Here is a 19,641-nt window from a genome sequence, read left to right as displayed (position 1 = left end):
CTTTTTATTGATTATTTATCGGCAATGCGTGTTATTCCCATTCGTATTTTTACTCATTGTTTTTTTATTATTTTACCTTTTGCAAATAAATAGATAACAACTTATAGTGAGCCGCACAATAATCTGAACCGTTTGTTATTTCCGGAGAAATGCGATGCTGAAATCTGAAATGATTGAAAAACTCAATGAGCAGATGAACCTTGAGCTCTTTTCTTCCCTGCTCTACCAGCAGATGAGCGCCTGGTGCAGCTACCATAGCTTCGAAGGTGCCGCTGCGTTTCTGCGCCGCCACGCGCAGGAAGAAATGACGCATATGCAGCGCCTGTTTGATTACCTGACAGACACCGGCAGCCTGCCGCGTATTACGGCCATTCAGAGCCCGTTCGAAGAATATTCCTCACTGGCTGAGTTGTTCCGTAAAACCTATGAGCATGAGCAGCTCATCACGCAGAAAATTAATGAACTGGCACACGCGGCCATGACCCACCAGGATTACCCGACTTTTAATTTCCTGCAGTGGTATGTGGCTGAACAGCACGAAGAAGAAAAACTGTTTAAATCGGTTATCGACAAACTGTCGCTGGTCGGCCAGAGCGGTGAAGGGCTTTATTTCATCGACAAAGAACTGTCGACTCTCGATACACAAAACTAAGCCTGAAGGCGGCAGGTTTTACTGCCGCCTTTATTGATTCAGTGACGGCAAATTTTACTTTTGTGCGTCGTAAATCCCGCCGCCTGCGGAATAAACTTTCCTTTCATTTGCAGAAATGACACCAGTTCAGCGGCGGTCATTCCTTCTGCTGAGCAGGTATAAAACCGCGCCTGTTCGCCAAAACGGTGAATAATTGCCGCTTCCAGACTTTCTGTGGTGTAGCCCTCGCCCGATTCAAGCATCATGTTGAGCACATCATGACCATGTACTGATTGCATAATTCCTCCTGAAAACACAGACGATAAACGGTATTTAATGTGCATGTTTTGCGCTAGCGCAGGATGTGCGCACACTTCTGAACCGTAAAGTATTCAGTACAGTCACTGTAATTCATATTTGACGAAACGGTGGATTTCCCCTACGCTGCGCGGCATATTTTGTTGTTATGACGTTCTGTGGCAGAGGAAAGCGTGAAGAACCGCATTCTTGGTAGTATTTTAATCGTTGCGGGCACCACGATTGGCGCAGGGATGCTGGCAATGCCGCTGGCTTCTGCGGGTGTCGGATTTGGTGTCACTCTGGGGTTGCTGGTGTGTTTGTGGGGGCTGATGTGTTACACCGCCCTGCTGCTGCTGGAAGTCTATCAACACGTGCCTGCCGATACCGGGCTGGGTTCGCTGGCGCTGCGTTATCTCGGGCGCTACGGCCAGTGGATCACCGGTTTCAGCATGTTGTTTTTAATGTATGCGTTAACCGCGGCGTACATCAGCGGTGCCGGTGAACTGCTGGCCTCCAGCCTGAACCAGTGGTTGTCGGTGTCCCTGTCACCAGCGACCGGCGTGCTGCTGTTCACCCTCGTTGGCGGCTGCATTATCTGCGTTGGCACTTCGCTGGTGGATTTCTTCAACCGCTTTCTGTTCAGCGCCAAAATCATCTTCCTGATCATCATGCTTGCACTGCTGTTACCGCATATTCATCAGGTAAACCTGCTGACGCTGCCGGTAGAGAAAGGGCTGGCGCTGTCGGCGATCCCGGTCATTTTTACCTCATTTGGCTTTCACGGCAGCGTACCGAGTATCGTCAGCTATCTGAACGGCGATGTGCGTAAACTGCGTCGCGTGTTTATCGTGGGGAGTTTTATTCCGCTGGCAGCCTATATCTTCTGGCAGCTTGCCACGCTCGGCAGCATCGACTCCCCGGTGTTTAACACTTTGCTGGCGAACCACAATGGCCTGAACGGCCTGCTGCAGGCGATCCGTGAAGTGGTGGCATCGCCACATGTAGAACTCGCGGTACACCTGTTTGCCGATCTGGCGCTGGCGACCTCTTTCCTCGGCGTGGCGCTCGGTCTGTTCGATTATCTTGCCGATCTGTTCCAGCGGCAGAACACCGTTCGTGGTCGTCTGCAGACCGGGGCTATCACCTTCCTGCCGCCGCTGGCCTTTGCGCTGTTCTACCCGCGCGGGTTTGTGATGGCGCTGGGCTATGCGGGCGTGGCGCTGGCGGTGCTGGCGTTGATCATCCCTTCGCTGCTGGTGTTACGCAGCCGTCAGCGTCACCCGGAGGCGGCCTGGCGCGTGGCGGGGGGCCGTCTCGCCTTATGGCTGGTCTTCGCCTGCGGTATTGCGGTAATTGCCGTACAGTTTTGCATTGCCACCGGGCTGCTTCCGTCGGTGGGATAAAAAAACGGCCTTTCGGCCGTTTTTTCATTTCTGACAACAGTTTTTATATTTTTTCCCGCTACCACACGGGCATGGATCGTTGCGACCGATTTTCACGTCGTTACGTACCGGTTGCTGCACCACCGGCGCTTTCGGGTGCGCCGTCCAGTAATCGAAAAGCGACAGGGCCGCCGGGGCGATTTGCTCAATACTGTCGATAAACTCGTCTGCAGTAAAGGTGTCGAGGCGTTCGAAGTGGTCTTCTTTACCGTGTAAGGCGATGGCGTCGAGCGCACGCTGCTGGTCGTCCGGCAAACCAGACCAGTCCGCCAGCGCCACGCCGCGCATGTAGCCAAAGCACCACTCTTCAACAATCGTCAGGATCTGCCCTTCTTCTTCGCGGGTGCCAAACAACGGCTCGAACTGATCCGGGTACTCACCAAGACGCTCGGCGATATCGCTCATATGCTGCAGCGTCAGGTTGATAAAACGATCGCGTTCGCGCTCATCCTTCCAGCGCGGCACCGCGTCAGCCCCGCCCCACACCGCCAGCAACCAGTCGGCAGGCTCAATATCATAAGGCGCCGAAAGAATCGCGGTCAGCATGCCGTCCAGTTCAGAAACATCGATGACGGATTTCTCGTTGCCGTAGGTTGCCAGCGTGTCGTCCAGCCACTCGAGTTCGCTTTCGTTCAGGGGTCCGGTTTTCATTACGGGTACTCTTCAGGAAATAGGGGGCGGCTATTTTAATCAAAACCGGTAGAAATTTCTCTTTGTCCGGGGGATATTGTTATCACACCCTGAACAGGAGACGCTCATGTATTACACGTTCGGCAGCACAACCATCCATTTCTATCGCTATCAGAGCACGACCTATGTCGCCCATTGGGACGGCGGCAATGTCAGCAGCGAGAACTTCAGGCAGTTTATTGAACAGATAACGCAAAAGACAGGCATTGACGCGAAAGAGATTGATGTCGCCGCGCGCGATTATTTTAACAATGTGGATTAGGCATTGACCGGTTTCCCGCTTTCAGGCGGTGTTAGCTTTGCGCCGCCAGTAATACACGCAACGATGTGGCCGACAACGACTTATAAAAATACCACCCCTGAACCAGGGCATCCGGCGCGTTATCCCGGATAAACGCCAGTTCGGCTTCTGTTTCCACTCCCTCGATCACCACCCCTTTATGTAAGGCGGACACCATCTTGAGGATGGCAGTAAAAATCATGCGATTATTTTCATCCTCGATATTGCCGATGAAAACTTTATCAATTTTAACGTCGTCACAGGGGACGTCACGCAACCAGACCAGGTTTGACGATCCCGTTCCGAAATCATCCAGCGCGATTTGATAGCCACGACGTTTAAGTGCAGCGGTAAAGCGGACAAGAGCTGTGAAATCCAGCACGTTTTTCTCGGTGATTTCAATTTTTATTCTCGGACGCGGTACCCTGAAATTTCTGAGCTGCTCATCAAGAAACCTCGTTGTATTCTCATTCAACGTCTCCTGACCACTGAGATTAATCGACAGCGAAAACATGTTGTCTGAGCGCAGCACGGAAGACATCTCGACCAGAGCACGCGTAATGACCAGCCGGGTCAGCGGTGCTNGCGGTGCGGACGGCCCCAGCCTGTCTGCCAGTTCTATAAATTGATCCGGCGAAACCTGGCCATAATGGCTGTCGCGCCAGCGCACCAGCGCTTCAGCCCCGACAATGCGGCAGTCCCGAAGGCGTACCAGAGGCTGATATTCAAGGTACAAGGCTTTCGTCTGAATGGCTTTATTCAGCCGGTATTCCAGTGATCGGAACGTTTGCCGCAGGCGGCTTAATATGCAGACAATCATGCTGCCGGTCAGAAATGAAAGCAACACCACGACGGTAAGCGCACCCGCAGAAAGAGACAGCAAACCTGGGAGATGAAGGATACCGATATCCTCTATAAACGATGCCCGCCAGGTCTCTGACCGCATTTTTTCCAGTAGCTCATCATTGCAGTGCGTAGATTTCAGTAGCTGATTGCGGCCGATGGTCTGTCGGATTTGATGAGATACAACGTCGACCCGAGTCATAATATTCCGGGCACATGCCTGTTCCTTTTTAGCCTGCCAGTGAATAATCACGTAATGCATTAAGACCAGCATTAGCAGTGAAAAAACGATCACGCCTGCAAAACGAAGATACCCCGTCAGGATCTTTTTCATCCTCTGCCCCCCTCTTCCCCCGGTACTCCTGTTATTGATTTTTAAGCGATTAATGCTCTTTTTTGGCCAACGGTCTTCCCCTGAGGCGAAAAAACTCTATTCTCTTCCGCCTGCTTACTATTTAACTTTTAACTATTTATTAACAATTACAGCGCCGGTGCAGGGGCGTTAAATACTTATGGAGTCAGTAATGCCAAATCGCAAACATCTCACGACGAGTGAGATCAACGAAATGCTTTCCGCCTCTCTCGCCGGGAAATACCCGGAGCGGGACTGGTGTCTGATACAGATGTGCTTCCTTCACGGACTGCGCGCCAGCGAAGCCTGCCAACTCAGAACATCAGACATCGACCTCCGCGACAAGGTGATATACATTCGCCGTCTGAAGGGCGGATTTTCTACGGTACATCCGCTAACACAAGACGAGTTACCTCATCTGAAACGCTGGATTAAACAGCGCAATCAGATGCGTGGCGCAGACAGCGAGTGGCTATTCTTGTCACAGAAAGGCGGACAGTTGAGCCGCAAACATGTTTACACACTGATAAAACGCTACGGCGAGGCGGCGAATATCAGTGTGACATCGCATCCGCATATGTTGCGCCACGCCTGTGGTTATGCACTGGCAGATTCAGGGGCAGACACTCGACTTATTCAGGATTATCTGGGACACCGAAATATTCGGCATACAGTGATATATACAGCCAGTAATCCGCAGCGATTTACGGGATTATGGCAGAAAGGGGTTAATCGAAAATAGTACACTTTGGACCAAAGTGTCATATATATTAATTTAGGCCTTATTTAAGTCAATATAAATATTATTTTTGCTGCACAATTCCCTTCATATTCAAAATAATCAATTACATACAATAACGCTAACCTGGCGCCCTGCCTGATACTTCTGTCATGTCATGAGTTTCCCTCAGCTTACAAATCATTAACAGCACACAGTTTATTAGCGAATACATCTAAAAGAAGCCATATAACAATAAAAATAACAGATTAATATGCTGCCAATAAATTATTAACAGCACAAAACAATTAATGCGACAAAATGGTCCAAATTGTCGCATTTTTCGTATCGTCATTAGTACGTAACCGAATGAAAAAAGACAAGTTTAGACAAAGTACACCCTTAAATGTCTCTGGAGTAGTCACCACTGTGACTACAAGGAATGGCAAGGAAATGACAATATTTAATAAAGTAAACAAAATAACCCTGGCAGTTGGCCTCCTGCTCACAATGTATAGCGGTGCCGTTAATATCAAGAACACCCCTCTGATATCGAAAGAGGCATCCGCTATCGACACCGATTATATCGAGGAAAATGAAACCACCATCATTAATAGTTTGACCCTTGATGGCAGGTACGTGGCGATATTAAGCAATAAGCCCGAACCCGAACCGAATATAAACCATCCGACCAGCGATACATACGCAGATAACCGCATTGGCGTCTGCGACAGCGAACGGGGATTTTGGTTGACCGGTGGTGCATTCGTCCGTGGAGGTTCTTTAACGTTCAACCCACAGACGGTGAACAATTTCTGCACAGGGTATTGCGCTTTCAACATAGCTTATCTCATGCCGCCTGCGGCGACCCTTTTGATCTGATGGAGCCAGATATGACCTATATCGTTTCCTTTTATCCGGACGGCCATCTGCTTCCTGACAATATCCAGGATCTGGACCACAGCCCGCTTTATATGGCTGTGGCCTGTTGGGGATTACGGTGCAACAAGATCCTGACGACAGAAGTAGTCAGCCGCGAATTTCGCATCACCCAGCAACGTGCCCGGGATGCACTGCACTACATCCGCCACGAGGCACGTGACCGCATCACCACGGAGTGCATTGTTATGACCGTACCGGGTCTGCGACGTACGATCACTTGCAAAGGATTGCGCGTTCTGGGTGTGAATATCTCAGCCCTTGACGCCATTCGCGAACGCCCCCGGGCCGCTCCGGATAAGGGCAAACATCTGCAACGCCTCGCCAGCCAGACCACTCCATTACACCAGTTGCGCCGGTGGATGGTCTCCCGCCGTACAGGCGAACCGGTACCCGGCAGTTTACTCGAAGGAGTATGACATGAAATTCAGATTGCCCTCCTTTAACCCGACCCTCAGCAGCGAAAAGATGATTCTGATTGCCGCCCTGATGATTATCGTGGGCATCGCCGTCCCGATTATTCTCCTGCTGCTGTTACTGCTGAGCGACTGCCCGTTGTGCGGGTGGAATTACCTCTGAAGATGACTTAATCACAGGAGTGATAGATGCTATGTATCTGATAATCAATGGTCACAAGGAATATTTTGCCGTTCCAGGCAATCCTATTGCCCGTACACACTGCCCACCGCTCCCGGATGTACCGCTACGTGAAACCCACTACGTGACGGGCGAGCTCAGCCCGGATGACGCGCCAGACCTGATCACCACCCTGCTCTGGTATCTGTATTTGGTCAGGCAGGCGCATCCGAAACTGAATATCCGGGTCAGCGATTCACGGATAAACGATGCCTGCCAGCCTCTGCTGTCAGCGCTGGGGTTGCAGCCTGCCGCCGACATGGCGCACGACCATTCACACCATCTCACCCGATGCGAGGCCAGAGTTCTGCTGTTGCTGCTGGGAGGCCTTAGCGTAACGCAGGTGAGTGAGCTTTTGTGCCGGGACATCCGCACCGTCAGCACGCAGAAAGTCCGGGCAATAGCCAAAGCGGGCCTTGAGCACAACGGCGACCTGCATCTGCTCGGCGCGCAGTTATATGGACGCAGTCCCGTTCGGCGCCCGCCCCTGTCGCTGGATGATTACGCCATGATCTCCGTCATCGCGCTTACTGGCCACGTCTCTCATACCGCTGTCCTGCTTGGCATGCCTGAACGTACCGTGAGTCGCCGCAAGCAGGTCATCATGAAGAAATTGGGGGTAGAGCATGACGTGGCGCTGTATGCCGCCCTCGGTCTGTCCATGGACAGGAAAAAGGCAGGAAAGCTGAAGCACAAGATCGCAGCGCACATAAAACTGCGGGAGGGACAGCTGTGACAAACTACACCCTGAAATATATAGAATATCTGCTCAAAAAATTTTCATGTCTGTTTATCAGCGATTATCACTACCGCAAAAATCGCTTCGTGAGGAACTTCGGCTACTGCCCGGACATGCAACATCCAATCACTTTCAATGAAAAGCTCATGTACCGTGCGCTTCAACCGCACGATCCGACATTTACCGCAATGGCGGATAAAATCCAGGCGCGCCAGATAGTTCGCAAGAAACTGGGCTGCGAATACCTGGTTCCTTTGGTTGGCATCTGGGATACCACGGAGGAAATCCCGCTGGATAGCCTCCCGGACCGTTTTGTCCTCAAATGCAACCATGACGCCGGTAGCACCGTCGTCTGCCGCGGTAAAAATACCCATGATTTTGCGGCGACCTTCCGCAAGCTCAATTTTTGCCTGAAGCGAAATATGTATTACACCACCCGCGAATGGCAGTACAAAAATATCTCCCCCGTCATCATGTGCGAGGAATACATCGACACCAGCCATACGCAGTATCAGGGCTACACCGCTGACGTCTGGCATGTGCACTGCTTTCACGGAAAGCCCCACTTTCTGGAAGTGGAGTTTTTGAACGCGGCCGGAGTGCGTCATTCAGGCATTTATGATCCGCAGTGGTCTCGCCAGCAGGTTGAAATGGGTTACCCCGGTATTCCCATTAATCCCCCGGTACCGGGTAAGCTTGCAATAATGCTCGGAGCCGCCGCCACGCTCGCCGCCAGACTTGACTACTGTCGTATCGATTTCTACCTGAGCGGCGACAACCTCTATTTCAGCGAATTTACTCTCATCCCGGCTAACGGCAGACGGGGCTTCCTGCCGGATTACTGGGACATCGAGTTTGGCAATCTCTGGCGTCTCCCCTCACCACTCTGTCGGGTCGGCGATCCTTCCTGCTACAGCAATATTTTATCGGAGAGGGATGACCTGTGATGCGATATTTCAGCCGGTGTCTTTGCTTATTACTCTTCGCTTCACTCTTCGGTTCCGGCAGTTGCGCCTCAGCGGGACCAGAGATCATCGCCTTCAATGCAGCTGGCCTTGATGCTCCGGAAAACACCCTGTACGCCGCTCGTAAAGCACTGGCCAACGGTGCTGGCGCGTTGTGGGTCACCGTGAGGGTCTCCGCCGATGGGGTGCCGGTGCTCTACCGTCCCGATGACCTGAGCGTCCTGACCAACCACTATGGCCCCGTAGAAGAGGTCACTGCCGACAACCTGAAAACTGCCGATGCTGGCTGGCGTTTCGGGGAAAAGGAAGGGTTTCCCTTTCGTCACAAAGCGATGGGTATACCCCATCTGGAAGAGATGCTAAAAATGTTCCCCCGCACAACATTTTACCTTGAGATCCGCGCACCACATGCTGAGTTTAAGCGTTTCGCTAAAACCCTGCAGCAGGTGCTGGCCCGCACCGATAGCCTGAAACGCACCCGAGTGTATGCCGCTGATTCAGCACTTCTTGATGCCCTCCCGATAGCCATCCGTCGTTTTGAATCGCAGCAACTGACCCGCGATACACTCATTCGTGCCGTGGTCTCCCGCCGCTGCCTGCTAACCCGTAAATCCGCCTATCCCCGCTGGCACGCCTCCCCACTGAGACAGCGGGTTTCCGTGGCAGACGTCACAGGGGCCCCTGCACCACCCGCCCTCGTCTGGTTACAGTGGAATAAAGCCGCCCTGACCTGCCTGCAAGCCTCCGGGCCTGCGAAATTGATCCTGTCGGGAATACGTAACCAGCATGATCTGGATCTCGCGACCACTCTGCATGCCGACGGTGTGTTGGTGAGCTCACTCCTGTGGATTACGCCCTCATCAGAGAGTAAAAGCACCAGGGTTATGCCGCAGCAGCGCCACCTCCATACCTGGCCGTAACCCCCTTCAGGAGAATGCGACTATGTTCGATAACAGTAGCGCACATCTGGCCTGGTGTGCCCTTGTCTCGCTCGGTATTGCCCGTCAGGATCAGCAGATTGACACCATCGCCGCAGAAGATTTGTATCTCGTCCGTTGGCTGTCCAATGCCCGGCACCAGCGCCGTTTCCCGAAAAGTGTCGCCAGCGACCTCGACTGGCTGTTGCAGCAAGGGCGGCAGCACAGTTCTCAGGCACGGTTGCGAGAGACGCTGCTTTTCATCTATGAAACCGGTATTAGCGAAACCGAAAAGCTAAACGACCTGCTTCGGCTGAGCCGCGCACTGAATGCCATAAAAGAGCATCACTGGGTGTACATGTTGCTAAGCGATAAAGAATGGAAAAACCGGCATAAACGCCAGTTAAGTGCCGGCGTAAACGGTATCTACCTGCGAAAACGCGAGCTGGACAACGGCTTTGACGACAACGGCAGCCAGCATCAGCCATTAAATCTGCTGGTCACCGGCGACCAGGAAGCCCTCGCCGCTCTGCTGGAAGATTTCCAGTGGCGACTGTTACCTGTTCGTGATTGCTATCAGTTGGTGTCCGGCCGGGAAATGGCCGGGACGTCATTCAGGTCCACCGAATAACCTAACGCATTTTACCCGACAGATTTTAAAAAAGGATGATCGTATGTTTCCATTTCACTCTCCGCACCCGGTATTTATCCCTTCGTACCTTTCCCTGTTAATAATGCTGGCTTTATCTCACCATCGTATCAACGTCATTCTCACCTCTGATAAGGATGTCTTATAGCGACGCACACATAATGAACCTATAAAATACCTGAGAGATGCAATCCAAAAAAAAACACTATCAATCATTGAGAATCTAATTAATTAATTCTGTTAAAGCAAAAAAAATGCTTCTTTTAAAGTTACCGTTACATCCCTGACTTTTTCCAGACACTACAGAAACGCTTATGGTTTGTTGCTGTGTATATTACGGTGTGATTGATATTTCTGTGCCCCAGATAGTCCTGAATAAGGCGAGTATCGACGCCAAGGTCAGCCAGAGCATAACCACAGGCGTGGCGCAGCATATGCGGATGTACCGGAATACCAAGCTCAGCCTCTTCGCCCAGGGCCCGGAAGAGGCCATGAATATAGCCTCTTGAAAGTAAATCGCCCTTTTGAGAGATAAAAAGATACGGGCTGTCCGCATTTCGCCAGCGTCGCCTTTCCCCTAACCAGGCTAATAATATTTGAATTTCTGCTTCCGCTAAAGGATGAATAGTTGAGAGACCACACTTCAGGCGCCGTATATATATCGAGCGCCCTTCAATATCGATATCTGAAAGCAAAACTCTGCGTAATTCACTGACACGGAACCCATGAATAAAACATAACCTGACTAAACAGCGATCCCGAATGGCATATCGGCGTGTTGAAGTTGCAGTTTCCATGTGTTGAATTTCTTGCCGCGTAAGATACTTACGTTCATTCATAAGAATTCCGTTTCATGAAATTTCAGCATATCCGGTAATGTACAACACATTTCTTTATACAACCATATAAATTAGCTTACATGATAGTAACAATTAAACGCGCATTGTTATTCCTGGAACAGACAAAGTTTATGGGTTGTGGATGACGCTAAAAGCCGTCGGGGATATCAGGAAGTGAAGCAAATGTTATAAAAAAACCGCCTTACGAGGCGGTTACACGACACTGCTTATCATTGATTTTATTCGATTATCCCAATGGTACCCGGAGCGGGACTTGAACCCGCACAGCGCGAACGCCGAGGGATTTTAAATCCCTTGTGTCTACCGATTCCACCATCCGGGCTCGGGATGTAAAGTGGAGGCGCGTTCCGGAGTCGAACCGGACTAGACGGATTTGCAATCCGCTACATAACCGCTTTGCTAACGCGCCTGAGTACTGCATACACCCGCAAAACGAAATTGCCGATGTCGAAAACTGGAGCGGGAAACGAGACTCGAACTCGCGACCCCGACCTTGGCAAGGTCGTGCTCTACCAACTGAGCTATTCCCGCATAATCAAGATTGGTTAATCACTTGATTTCATTACCGTCTGGCAATCTACGCTGCCGTTCGATGCGTTGCATTCTACTTACCTGACGCACTGAGTCAACGATATTTTTCGCATTCAGGATCGTTTGCTGAATTTTGCGGCGAAACGATCACTGTTCAAGCAAATCGCCGCGGGCCGCGTTGAGATACTGCAACATGGACCACAGCGTCAGCACAGCGGCGACGAAAAACAGGCCAATACCGGCCCATTCCACCCAGTCGTTCGGGCGCCACAGCATCCATACCAGCGCGGTCATCTGCGCGGTGGTTTTCACTTTGCCGATCCACGATACCGCCACACTGCTGCGTTTACCCAGTTCCGCCATCCATTCACGCAGCGCAGAGATAATGATCTCCCGCGCGATCATCGTGGCCGCCGGTAACGTTACCCACCAGGTGTGATAATGCTCAGCCACCAACACCATCGCGATCGCCACCATTACTTTATCGGCCACCGGATCAAGAAAGGCACCGAAACGAGTGCTCTGGTTCCAGCGACGCGCCAGAAAACCATCGAACCAGTCGGTGACCGCGGCGACGAGGAAGATCAGCGCACACAGAAACGGTGCCCAGGTGAATGGCAGATAAAACGCCAATACAAAGAATGGGATAAGGATGACGCGAAACAGAGTGAGCAACGTAGGGATATTAAATTGCATGGTGACGGTAACTATCTGTTGTCAGTAAAATATTAGCCCTATGTTGCTACAGAGCCCCTAATGTTTCAACGAGTAGTAGATCTTTTCTGCCAGACCGTGCGATATACCCGGCACTTTGGCAATTTCTTCCACGCTCGCCTTCTGCAAACCTTGCAATCCGCCCATATACTTCAACAACATCTGGCGGCGCTTCGGCCCCACGCCTTCAATGGTTTCAAGCGTACTGGTGCTTTTTACCTTTGCGCGTTTTTTCCGGTGACCGGTAATCGCGTGATCGTGCGATTCGTCGCGGATATGCTGAATGACATGCAGAGCCGGTGAATCGGGCGGCAGGCTGAACCCCTCGCCTTCCGGTTCGAAGAACAGCGTTTCCAGACCAGCTTTACGATCCGACCCCTTCGCCACGCCAAGCAAGATAGGGTGATGCTTGTCCCACGCCACGTCCAGCTCAGCAAACACGTCTTTTGCCTGCGCCAGCTGACCTTTACCGCCGTCGATGAGGATCACGTCGGGGATTTTATTGTCATCAATTGCCTTGCCGTAACGACGGCGCAGCACCTGATTCATCGCCGCGTAGTCATCGCCTGGCGTGATGCCGGTAATATTATAACGGCGATATTCAGCGCGCAGTGGGCCATTCGTGTCAAACACCACGCAGGAGGCGATGGTCTGTTCCCCCATCGTATGGCTGATGTCGAAACATTCCATGCGGTTGACCTGCGGCAGTTTTAACACCTCGGCCAGCGCCAGCAGCCGCTGATGAATGGTTGACTGCTGCGACAGTTTGGTGGTCAGCGCAATAGCCGCGTTGGTTCGCGCCAGCTTCAGGTAACGCGCCCGGTCGCCGCGCGGTTTGGTTTGCACATTAATCTTGCGCCCGGCAAGCTCAGTGAGCGATTCCGCCAGCAGCGTTTTATCGGAAAGATTGAAATCGAGCAGGATCTCCCCCGGCAGCGTACGCATCTGGCTGCCCTGCAGATAAAACTGCCCGACAAAGGTCTCGACCACTTCGCCGAGTTCCGTGCCGCCCGGCACTTTCGGGAAATAACTGCGGCTTCCCAGCACTTTCCCCTGACGAATAAACAGCACATGGACGCAGGCCATACCGGCATCAAACGCCACGCCGATAACGTCAAGATCGTCGCCGGTGTTAGAAACAAACTGTTTCTCAGTGACACGACGCACGGCCTGGATCTGATCGCGAATACGCGCGGCCTCTTCAAATTCCAGTGACTGGCTGGCTTTTTCCATTCTCGCAATCAGCTGCGTCAGCACCTGGTCATCTTTCCCGGAGAGGAAAAGGCGGACGTAATCCACCTGTTGCGCGTACTCTTCCTCACTCACCAGCCCGGCAACACACGGCCCAAGACAGCGGCCAATCTGATATTGCAGACAGGGGCGAGAGCGGTTGCGATAGACGCTGTTTTCGCACTGGCGAACCGGGAAGATTTTTTGCAGCAGCGCCAGCGTTTCACGCACCGCGTAGCCGTTCGGAAACGGACCGAAATACTCCCCTTTCGCATGCTTCGCCCCGCGATGAATCGCCAGGCGCGGGTGGGTATCGCCGCTAAGAAAAATAAACGGATAGGATTTATCATCCCGCAACAGCACGTTATAGCGCGGCTGATAGAGCTTGATGTAGTTGTGCTCCAGCAACAGCGCTTCCGTTTCAGTATGGGTCACGGTCACGTCAATCTGAGCGATTTGCGACACCAGCGCTTCGGTTTTGCGGGAGGCGAGATTGCTGCGGAAATAGCTGGAAAGCCGTTTTTTCAGGTCTTTCGCTTTACCGACATAAATAACCGTGCCGCCGGCGTCATACATACGATAAACGCCGGGCTGGCTGGTTACGGTTTTCAGGAAGGCTTTCGAATCAAACACATCACTCACTGATTTGCTAACGACTCCGCATTGCACAGGCCATGGCGAATTGCCAGGTGCGTCAGCTCGACATCGCCATGAATGTTAAGTTTACTGAACATCCGATAGCGGTAGCTGTTCACCGTTTTAGGACTGAGATTCAGTTGTTCTGAGATCTCATTGACCTTCTGACCTTTGGTGATCATCAGCATAATCTGCAATTCGCGTTCAGACAAACTGGCGAAAGGCGATTCTGTTTTTTCCGGCTCGATTTGGCTCAGCGCCATCTGCTGAGCGATGTCAGAGGCGATATAACGCTGACCGGCGAAGACCGAACGAATGGCGTTAACAACTTCCTGCGGCGCGGCCCCTTTACTCAGGTAACCTGCCGCTCCCGCCTGCATGACCCTGGCAGGGAGTGGGTTTTCAGTATGCACTGTCAGCATAATGACTTTGGTATCGACACACGCTCGCGCAATTTTCCGCGTGGCTTCGAGTCCACCAATGCCGGGCATGTTCATATCCATCAACACGACGTCGACAGCATTTGCGCGGCACCATTTTACAGCATCCTCACCGCAGCAGGCTTCACCGGCAACTTTAATACCCTTTATATCTTCCAGAATGCGTCGTATCCCTGCGCGCACCAGTTCGTGGTCATCAACAAGAAGGACGTTGATCAAAGGAATAATCTCCAGAATAGGGATAACGCTACTGATTCTATATCGCCACCATATTAACGGGTTTTATCTTAACTTTGAAACTTAAAAAATGTCCTGCTCCGCATTTTAGTCGTTTTTCTGGAAATCAGACTGTACATCAACTGGAAAGCCACCTAAAACATAGCCTATGCGTTGAGTTTTTTTAGCAACTTCTACACACCACTTCCTAAAAACCCAAGAAAAGTCTGAGAGAATAATGGTAAATTTAAATATGTAACAAGAATTAACCAGAGAAGAACCTGATTTAAACAATATTCGCGGCCATATATCGAAGCGGCAGTATAATGCCTTCCGAAATAGCATTTTTCATTGATAATTAGGACAAAAAACAAGCACTCCTTTTTTTGGCTACGTTTGTGGTATACTTCGCGGCCTTAACTTTACGTATCGCATATATACGCAATCACCGGAGCGCCCGGACAACAACGAGGCCGCCTGCGGAAGGATGTGGATGAGCGCAAGACTTTAACGAGGAAATAGATGAGCACACCTGATTTTTCCACTGCCGATAATAATCAACAACTTGCCCAGGAAGTGACCTGCCTGAAAGCCCTGCTGACGCTGATGCTACAGGCCATGGGGCAGGCCGACGCGGGTCGTGTGATTATTAAAATGGAAAAGCAAATCACCCAGATGGACGATGAAGCTCAGGCAGCTGTTTTTTCCAGCACTGTTAAGCAGATTAAACAAGCGTACCGTCAGTAGTCGCGTTCAGACCGGCTGACAGTGCTGCTTCAGCCGGTTTACGTCGTTCAGATAATCCCTGTCGCCGCCGCATAGCAGGCAATCTGCGTTTTATTGGGTGCGTTGAATTTCTTCTGCATATTCTTTTGATGAAAATTCACCGTATTCTCTGAGATAGAGAGGATCATCGCGATTTCCGCCGACGTTTTTCCTTCCGCCGTCCATTTCAGGATCTCCAGTTCCCGTTTACTGAAGCGCATTTCTGCCGGAGTCACCATCTCATCTTCCAGCCGCAGCAGCGCCAGCAGGCTCTGTTCAGTCAGGGTCTGTAGCCGGAGTTCCATTTCATCGTCATCGTAGGTCGCGCTGCCCTGTTCGGTTTCCCGTGAAACGGATAAAAAACCCATTGCGCGGTTAGGCAACATCAGACAGTGCGTGACGCCATTGCGTAACCCGTGATCGCGGGCAGAATCCCATAACAATGAAGCATCGCTAAATAAGTCATCGTCCCAGCGTAAATGACCACGACGGAAATTCTCTGCTTTTAATACCGGATCGATGATATGGAATTTCTCTGCCATATAATGCGACCACCAGCGTTCGGGATACGTGGTATGAATGGAAAGCTTCGGGCGCGTAAAAGGAACCGGGTGCCGGACACAGAGTGAAAAATAATCATATTCCAGCCGTTCGGTTTGCTGCTGCAAAAGAGTATAGATCTGCTCGCTCGTTGTTATTGACTGGAAATGTTGCAGCATTTCCCGCCGCCATCTGAAAAAATCATTGTCCCTCATAACCAACGAATAAACCTCTAAGTAATAATCATTATTATGAATACCCGAAAGTAGCACAATTTTCTTATTTAGATGAATGAAATGTCCCATTCCGTGAAATAAATGGGAAATTCATCCTGAGGTCATTGTCAACAGCGGACTACGCCCACGACGCGCGGGTGTAAAGTTCAGTCGCGTCGCGGGGGCAGAAAAAATTACTGGATGAGGAATTTGGCGAGGAACTGTCGGGTACGCGGCTGCTTCGGATCGGCAAACAAGGTTTTCGCATCGCCCTGCTCCACGATGCGCCCCTGATCCATAAAAATGGCCCTGTCAGCGACGTCGCGGGCAAAACTCATTTCATGCGTCACGATCACCATGGTGCGCTTTTCCTGCGCCAGCTGGCGGATGGTGTTCAGCACTTCGCCCACCAGTTCAGGATCGAGCGCCGAGGTCGGCTCATCAAACAGAATCACATCCGGGCGCATCGCCAGCGCACGGGCAATCGCCACACGCTGCTGCTGCCCGCCGGACAGACGGCGCGGGTAGCTGGTCTCTTTGCCCTTCAGCCCGACTTTATCAAGCAGATCCAGCGCGCGTTCGCTGGCATTCGCCTTATTTTCGCCTTTGACGAACACCGGCCCTTCAATGATGTTTTCCAGCACCGTGCGGTGCGGGAAAAGATTAAAGTTCTGGAAAACAAACCCTACGTGCTGACGCAGGCGGCGAATCAGCCCCTTCTGCTGGCTGAGCGCACGCGCGGTATCAATGGTGATATCGCCCACTTTTATCGTGCCGCTCTCCGGCTGTTCCAGTAGGTTGATGCTGCGCAATAGCGTCGTTTTGCCGGAGCCGCTGGGGCCGATAATGGCAACAATCTCACCTTCTTTCACCTCCAGATCGATGCCGTGCAGCACCGTCTGGCCGTGGAATTTTTTCACCAGGTTTTTGACTTCGATAGCACTCATTTTGGATCACGCTCCTGGCGGTTCAGCTGATTTTCAAAATAGTTCTGCAGGGTCGACAGTACCGTCGCCATCACCCAGTAAATCAGCGATGCCGCCAGATACATAGTGAAGACTTCCAGCGTACGCGAGGTGATGAGCTGCGCCTGACGGAACAGTTCCGGCACCTGAATNTGGCTGCCGCTTCCCACTGTCCTTTATCAATCGATGAGATCGCCGCCCGCAGCGTTTCCGAGGCATAGGCCGCGGTATTGAGCGACAAACCAATCATCGCCGCCGGGATCGGATCCAGCTCAATACCAAACTGTGGCAGACCGTAGTAGATCATAAACAGTTGGGCGATGAGCGGCGTCCCGCGGAAAATGGAGATGTAAAACCGCGCCAGCCACCGCACCGGCCAGAGGGCCGACATGCGCATCAGCGCCAGAATAAAGCCCAGCAACAGACCAAAAATCATACCACCGATACTGAGCTGAAGCGTAAAAATGGCCCCGTTTAACAGATAGGGCGCCGAATCGAACACCAGTTGAATACTTTCTTGCATTATTAATTTTCTGCGTTAAATGTGAGGATGATAAGCAAACAGCGCTGGCGCCCCGCCCGTATGGACAAACAAAATGGCGCCGTCATCCCTGAAACGCTTCTGGCTGATACCGTCGATAAGCCCGGCCATCGCCTTGCCGGTATAGACCGGATCGAGCAGGATACCTTCCAGTGAGGCCAGCAGTTTCACCGCCTCCATGCCCGCCTCGTTAGGTGTTCCGTAGCCGGGGGCGAAATAGTCATCCCACAGATGAATGTCCGCCTTCGCGTCAAGTTCCAGGCTCCCGGCAATGGCCTGCTGCAGCGCCACCACTTTCGGTTTCTGTTCTGCTACCGTGCGCGAGACCGTCACACCAATCAGCGAAACGTCCGGCAACAGCTGTTCAAGCCCCACCGCCAGCCCGGCGTGGGTGCCAGCACTGCCGGACGCGACGACAATCGCCGACAAATCCACCACATCTTCACACTGCTGAGCAATTTCCAGCGCGCTTTCGACATAGCCAAGCGCGCCCAGCGCATTCGAGCCGCCGACCGGGATCACATACGGGCGAAAGCCCTGCAACTCCAGCCGGGTCGCCAGTTCGTCGAGCTGCGCGGTGGGATCGGTCAGCGCATCGCACATTTCAACCTGAGTGTTAAACAGATCGAGCAGCAGACGGTTACCGTTCGTCAGGTAGTTTTCCGCGCGTGTGTTGATCGGGTTTTCCAGCAGCGCGACGCAGTGAAGGCCGAGCTTTGCCGCGACGGCGGCGGTCTGGCGAACATGGTTAGACTGAATCGCGCCAGCGGTCACCAGCGTATCAGCGCCTTCGCGCAACGCATCGGCGGCAAGGAACTCCAGCTTACGCAGCTTGTTGCCGCCCATCGCCATCGGCGTGACGTCATCGCGTTTTATAAAGATTTCACGTCCAAGGTGATCGGAGAGACGGGGCAAAAATTCAAGCGGTGTCGGTGCGCCAAGAAATTCCAGCCGCGGGAAGCGTGTTAAATTTTGAAGTGACATAGCATCTCCTGATTCATATCTTTTTATTATGCACGCACTTGCCCGGGAAATAAAAAAAGGCGCCAGAATCAGCGCCTTTTTTAACCGTTGGTGCTTATTGAGTCACATCAGCACCAAACCATTTCTCAGACAACGCCTTCAGGCTCCCGTCTTTCTGCATGTCCGCAATCGCACCATCGATGGCTTTCAGCAGATCGTCATTACCTTTACGCAGCGCCACACCCGCTTCCTGACGGGAGAACGCTTCGCCGGTTACCGCCAGCGTGTTGTTGGTTTTCTTCACCAGATCCAGCGCGGCCAGACGATCCACCAGAATGGCGTCGATACGGCCTACGCGCAGATCCTGATATTTGGTCGGGTCGTCGTCATAGGTGCGAATATCCACACCCGGAACGTTGCCACGTAACCACTCTTCGTAATTGGTTCGCGCCCGCCGTTTTGATGGCGCCTTCATTACCCTTTTTCACCAGCGCCTGGATGCCAGAAACGGTATACGGCGTGGAGAAGTCATATTTTTTCTTACGCTCGTCAGAGATGGTGACCTGGTTGATGACCACATCGATACGTTTCGAATCCAGTGCTGCCAGCATCCCGTCCCACTTGGTCGGCTTGAGATCGGCCTTCACGCCGAGGTGTTTTGCCAGTTCATTCGCGAACTCCACCTCAAACCCGGTCAGCTTGCCATCGTCTCCCTGGAAGCTGAACGGAGGATAGGTCCCCTCAAGGCCAACGCGCAGCGAGCCGCGCTCTTTGACCTGATTCAACAGATTTTCAGCGGCGAACGTTTTCGCGGTAATCCCCGCCATTAACGCCACAGCCATAACACCCATCAGTGCCTGACGGCCAATAAGAGCTAGCTTCATCGTCTTCCCATCATCCCAATAGTTTTAAGTAGTTACTGTA

The 19,641-nt window shown here is 52.1% G+C and carries 22 protein-coding genes, 3 tRNA genes and 2 pseudogenes; 12 read left to right on the top strand and 15 right to left on the bottom strand.

Features of this window, described 5'->3' with window-relative positions; translation table 11 throughout:
• Positions 1-154: 154 nt before the first annotated feature.
• Positions 155-652, top strand: a complete 498-nt coding sequence (gene ftnA, locus GM30_RS17245; protein ID WP_049849626.1) for a non-heme ferritin — start codon at positions 155-157, stop codon at positions 650-652.
• 38 nt (positions 653-690) lie between these two features.
• Here ftnA and GM30_RS17240 read toward each other — a convergent pair whose 3' ends face one another.
• On the bottom strand, positions 691-930 hold the full coding sequence (locus GM30_RS17240; protein WP_049849625.1) for a YecH family metal-binding protein: 240 nt from the start codon (positions 928-930) through the stop codon (positions 691-693).
• A 192-nt stretch (positions 931-1,122) separates the two neighbouring features.
• Between GM30_RS17240 and tyrP the strand changes: the two genes are divergently transcribed.
• Entirely contained in the window at positions 1,123-2,334 is a 1,212-nt protein-coding gene (tyrP, locus tag GM30_RS17235) for a tyrosine transporter TyrP (RefSeq protein ID WP_049849624.1), read from the top strand.
• Positions 2,335-2,358: 24 nt separating this feature from the next.
• Here the strand turns inward: tyrP and GM30_RS17230 are convergent, their stop codons facing one another.
• Complete coding sequence (locus GM30_RS17230) at positions 2,359-3,024, bottom strand: YecA/YgfB family protein (protein WP_049849623.1); 666 nt, start codon at positions 3,022-3,024, stop codon at positions 2,359-2,361.
• A 106-nt stretch (positions 3,025-3,130) separates the two neighbouring features.
• Between GM30_RS17230 and GM30_RS17225 the strand changes: the two genes are divergently transcribed.
• A complete protein-coding gene (locus tag GM30_RS17225; RefSeq protein WP_049849622.1) occupies positions 3,131-3,325 on the top strand; it encodes a hypothetical protein in 195 nt (64 codons plus the stop codon).
• Between the two features lie 31 nt (positions 3,326-3,356).
• Here the strand turns inward: GM30_RS17225 and GM30_RS17220 are convergent, their stop codons facing one another.
• Positions 3,357-4,163, bottom strand: coding sequence for an EAL domain-containing protein (locus GM30_RS17220; RefSeq protein ID WP_476691226.1), 807 nt, complete (start codon positions 4,161-4,163; stop codon positions 3,357-3,359).
• Positions 4,164-4,710: 547 nt separating this feature from the next.
• Here GM30_RS17220 and GM30_RS17215 point away from each other — a divergent pair.
• From GM30_RS17215 to GM30_RS17185, 8 genes are all read left to right on the top strand, one after another.
• Positions 4,711-5,280, top strand: a complete 570-nt coding sequence (locus GM30_RS17215) for a tyrosine-type DNA invertase (RefSeq protein ID WP_049849620.1) — start codon at positions 4,711-4,713, stop codon at positions 5,278-5,280.
• A 429-nt stretch (positions 5,281-5,709) separates the two neighbouring features.
• Entirely contained in the window at positions 5,710-6,138 is a 429-nt protein-coding gene (locus GM30_RS17210) for a hypothetical protein (protein ID WP_049849619.1), read from the top strand.
• An 11-nt stretch (positions 6,139-6,149) separates the two neighbouring features.
• Positions 6,150-6,614, top strand: a complete 465-nt coding sequence (locus tag GM30_RS17205) for a CaiF/GrlA family transcriptional regulator (RefSeq protein ID WP_049849618.1) — start codon at positions 6,150-6,152, stop codon at positions 6,612-6,614.
• 1 nt (position 6,615) lies between these two features.
• Positions 6,616-6,774: a hypothetical protein gene (locus tag GM30_RS26320; protein WP_155484004.1), complete on the top strand. Its 159-nt coding sequence runs from the start codon at positions 6,616-6,618 to the stop codon at positions 6,772-6,774.
• 31 nt (positions 6,775-6,805) lie between these two features.
• A complete protein-coding gene (locus GM30_RS17200) occupies positions 6,806-7,567 on the top strand; it encodes a hypothetical protein (RefSeq protein WP_049849617.1) in 762 nt (253 codons plus the stop codon).
• On the top strand, positions 7,564-8,517 hold the full coding sequence (locus GM30_RS17195; protein WP_049849616.1) for an ATP-grasp fold amidoligase family protein: 954 nt from the start codon (positions 7,564-7,566) through the stop codon (positions 8,515-8,517). Before GM30_RS17200 ends, GM30_RS17195 begins: the two co-directional genes overlap by 4 nt.
• Positions 8,517-9,455 (top strand): glycerophosphodiester phosphodiesterase family protein, encoded by a 939-nt coding sequence (locus tag GM30_RS17190; protein ID WP_049849615.1) that lies wholly within the window; start codon positions 8,517-8,519, stop codon positions 9,453-9,455. Before GM30_RS17195 ends, GM30_RS17190 begins: the two co-directional genes overlap by 1 nt.
• 22 nt (positions 9,456-9,477) lie before the next feature.
• Positions 9,478-10,083, top strand: a complete 606-nt coding sequence (locus tag GM30_RS17185) for a DUF2913 family protein (RefSeq protein WP_049849614.1) — start codon at positions 9,478-9,480, stop codon at positions 10,081-10,083.
• A 293-nt stretch (positions 10,084-10,376) separates the two neighbouring features.
• On the opposite strand, the gene GM30_RS24775 is transcribed toward GM30_RS17185, so the two are convergent.
• From GM30_RS24775 to uvrY, 7 genes are all read right to left on the bottom strand, one after another.
• Entirely contained in the window at positions 10,377-10,940 is a 564-nt protein-coding gene (locus tag GM30_RS24775; protein WP_072094158.1) for a tyrosine-type DNA invertase, read from the bottom strand.
• Positions 10,941-11,196: 256 nt separating this feature from the next.
• Positions 11,197-11,283 (bottom strand) — tRNA-Leu (locus GM30_RS17175).
• Positions 11,284-11,296: 13 nt separating this feature from the next.
• Positions 11,297-11,370: transfer RNA gene (locus GM30_RS17170), tRNA-Cys, on the bottom strand.
• Between the two features lie 46 nt (positions 11,371-11,416).
• A tRNA-Gly gene (locus GM30_RS17165) sits at positions 11,417-11,492 on the bottom strand.
• A 147-nt stretch (positions 11,493-11,639) separates the two neighbouring features.
• Positions 11,640-12,188, bottom strand: a complete 549-nt coding sequence (gene pgsA / locus GM30_RS17160; RefSeq protein WP_038153316.1) for a CDP-diacylglycerol--glycerol-3-phosphate 3-phosphatidyltransferase — start codon at positions 12,186-12,188, stop codon at positions 11,640-11,642.
• A 57-nt stretch (positions 12,189-12,245) separates the two neighbouring features.
• Complete coding sequence (gene uvrC, locus GM30_RS17155; protein ID WP_049849612.1) at positions 12,246-14,078, bottom strand: excinuclease ABC subunit UvrC; 1,833 nt, start codon at positions 14,076-14,078, stop codon at positions 12,246-12,248.
• Positions 14,075-14,731 carry a UvrY/SirA/GacA family response regulator transcription factor gene (uvrY, locus tag GM30_RS17150; protein ID WP_049849611.1) on the bottom strand — a complete coding sequence of 219 codons (657 nt, stop codon included), beginning with the start codon at positions 14,729-14,731 and terminating at the stop codon, positions 14,075-14,077. The genes uvrC and uvrY overlap by 4 nt, the downstream gene beginning before the upstream one ends.
• Positions 14,732-15,250: 519 nt before the next feature.
• Between uvrY and GM30_RS17145 the strand changes: the two genes are divergently transcribed.
• Positions 15,251-15,475, top strand: a complete 225-nt coding sequence (locus tag GM30_RS17145; protein ID WP_049849610.1) for a DUF2594 family protein — start codon at positions 15,251-15,253, stop codon at positions 15,473-15,475.
• Between the two features lie 47 nt (positions 15,476-15,522).
• On the opposite strand, the gene sdiA is transcribed toward GM30_RS17145, so the two are convergent.
• The 5 genes and pseudogenes from sdiA to tcyJ form a co-directional block, all read right to left on the bottom strand.
• Positions 15,523-16,248 carry a quorum-sensing transcriptional regulator SdiA gene (sdiA, locus tag GM30_RS17140; protein ID WP_049849687.1) on the bottom strand — a complete coding sequence of 242 codons (726 nt, stop codon included), beginning with the start codon at positions 16,246-16,248 and terminating at the stop codon, positions 15,523-15,525.
• 194 nt (positions 16,249-16,442) lie between these two features.
• Entirely contained in the window at positions 16,443-17,195 is a 753-nt protein-coding gene (gene tcyN / locus GM30_RS17135) for an L-cystine ABC transporter ATP-binding protein TcyN (RefSeq protein WP_049849609.1), read from the bottom strand.
• Positions 17,192-17,736 (bottom strand): annotated as a pseudogene (locus GM30_RS17130) (ABC transporter permease subunit). The gene tcyN and the pseudogene GM30_RS17130 overlap by 4 nt, the downstream one beginning before the upstream one ends.
• 15 nt (positions 17,737-17,751) lie before the next feature.
• Positions 17,752-18,738, bottom strand: coding sequence for a D-cysteine desulfhydrase (dcyD, locus tag GM30_RS17125; RefSeq protein WP_049849608.1), 987 nt, complete (start codon positions 18,736-18,738; stop codon positions 17,752-17,754).
• A gap of 94 nt (positions 18,739-18,832) precedes the next feature.
• Positions 18,833-19,601, bottom strand: a pseudogene (tcyJ, locus tag GM30_RS17120) (cystine ABC transporter substrate-binding protein).
• Positions 19,602-19,641: the final 40 nt, after the last annotated feature.

The organism is Trabulsiella odontotermitis (genome assembly GCF_001188485.1).
In the GTDB taxonomy this organism is placed as follows: Bacteria; Pseudomonadota; Gammaproteobacteria; order Enterobacterales; family Enterobacteriaceae; genus Trabulsiella; species Trabulsiella odontotermitis_A.
Note: the sequence above shows the minus strand (reverse complement) of the source record. Positions and strands in the feature narration are given on the sequence as shown.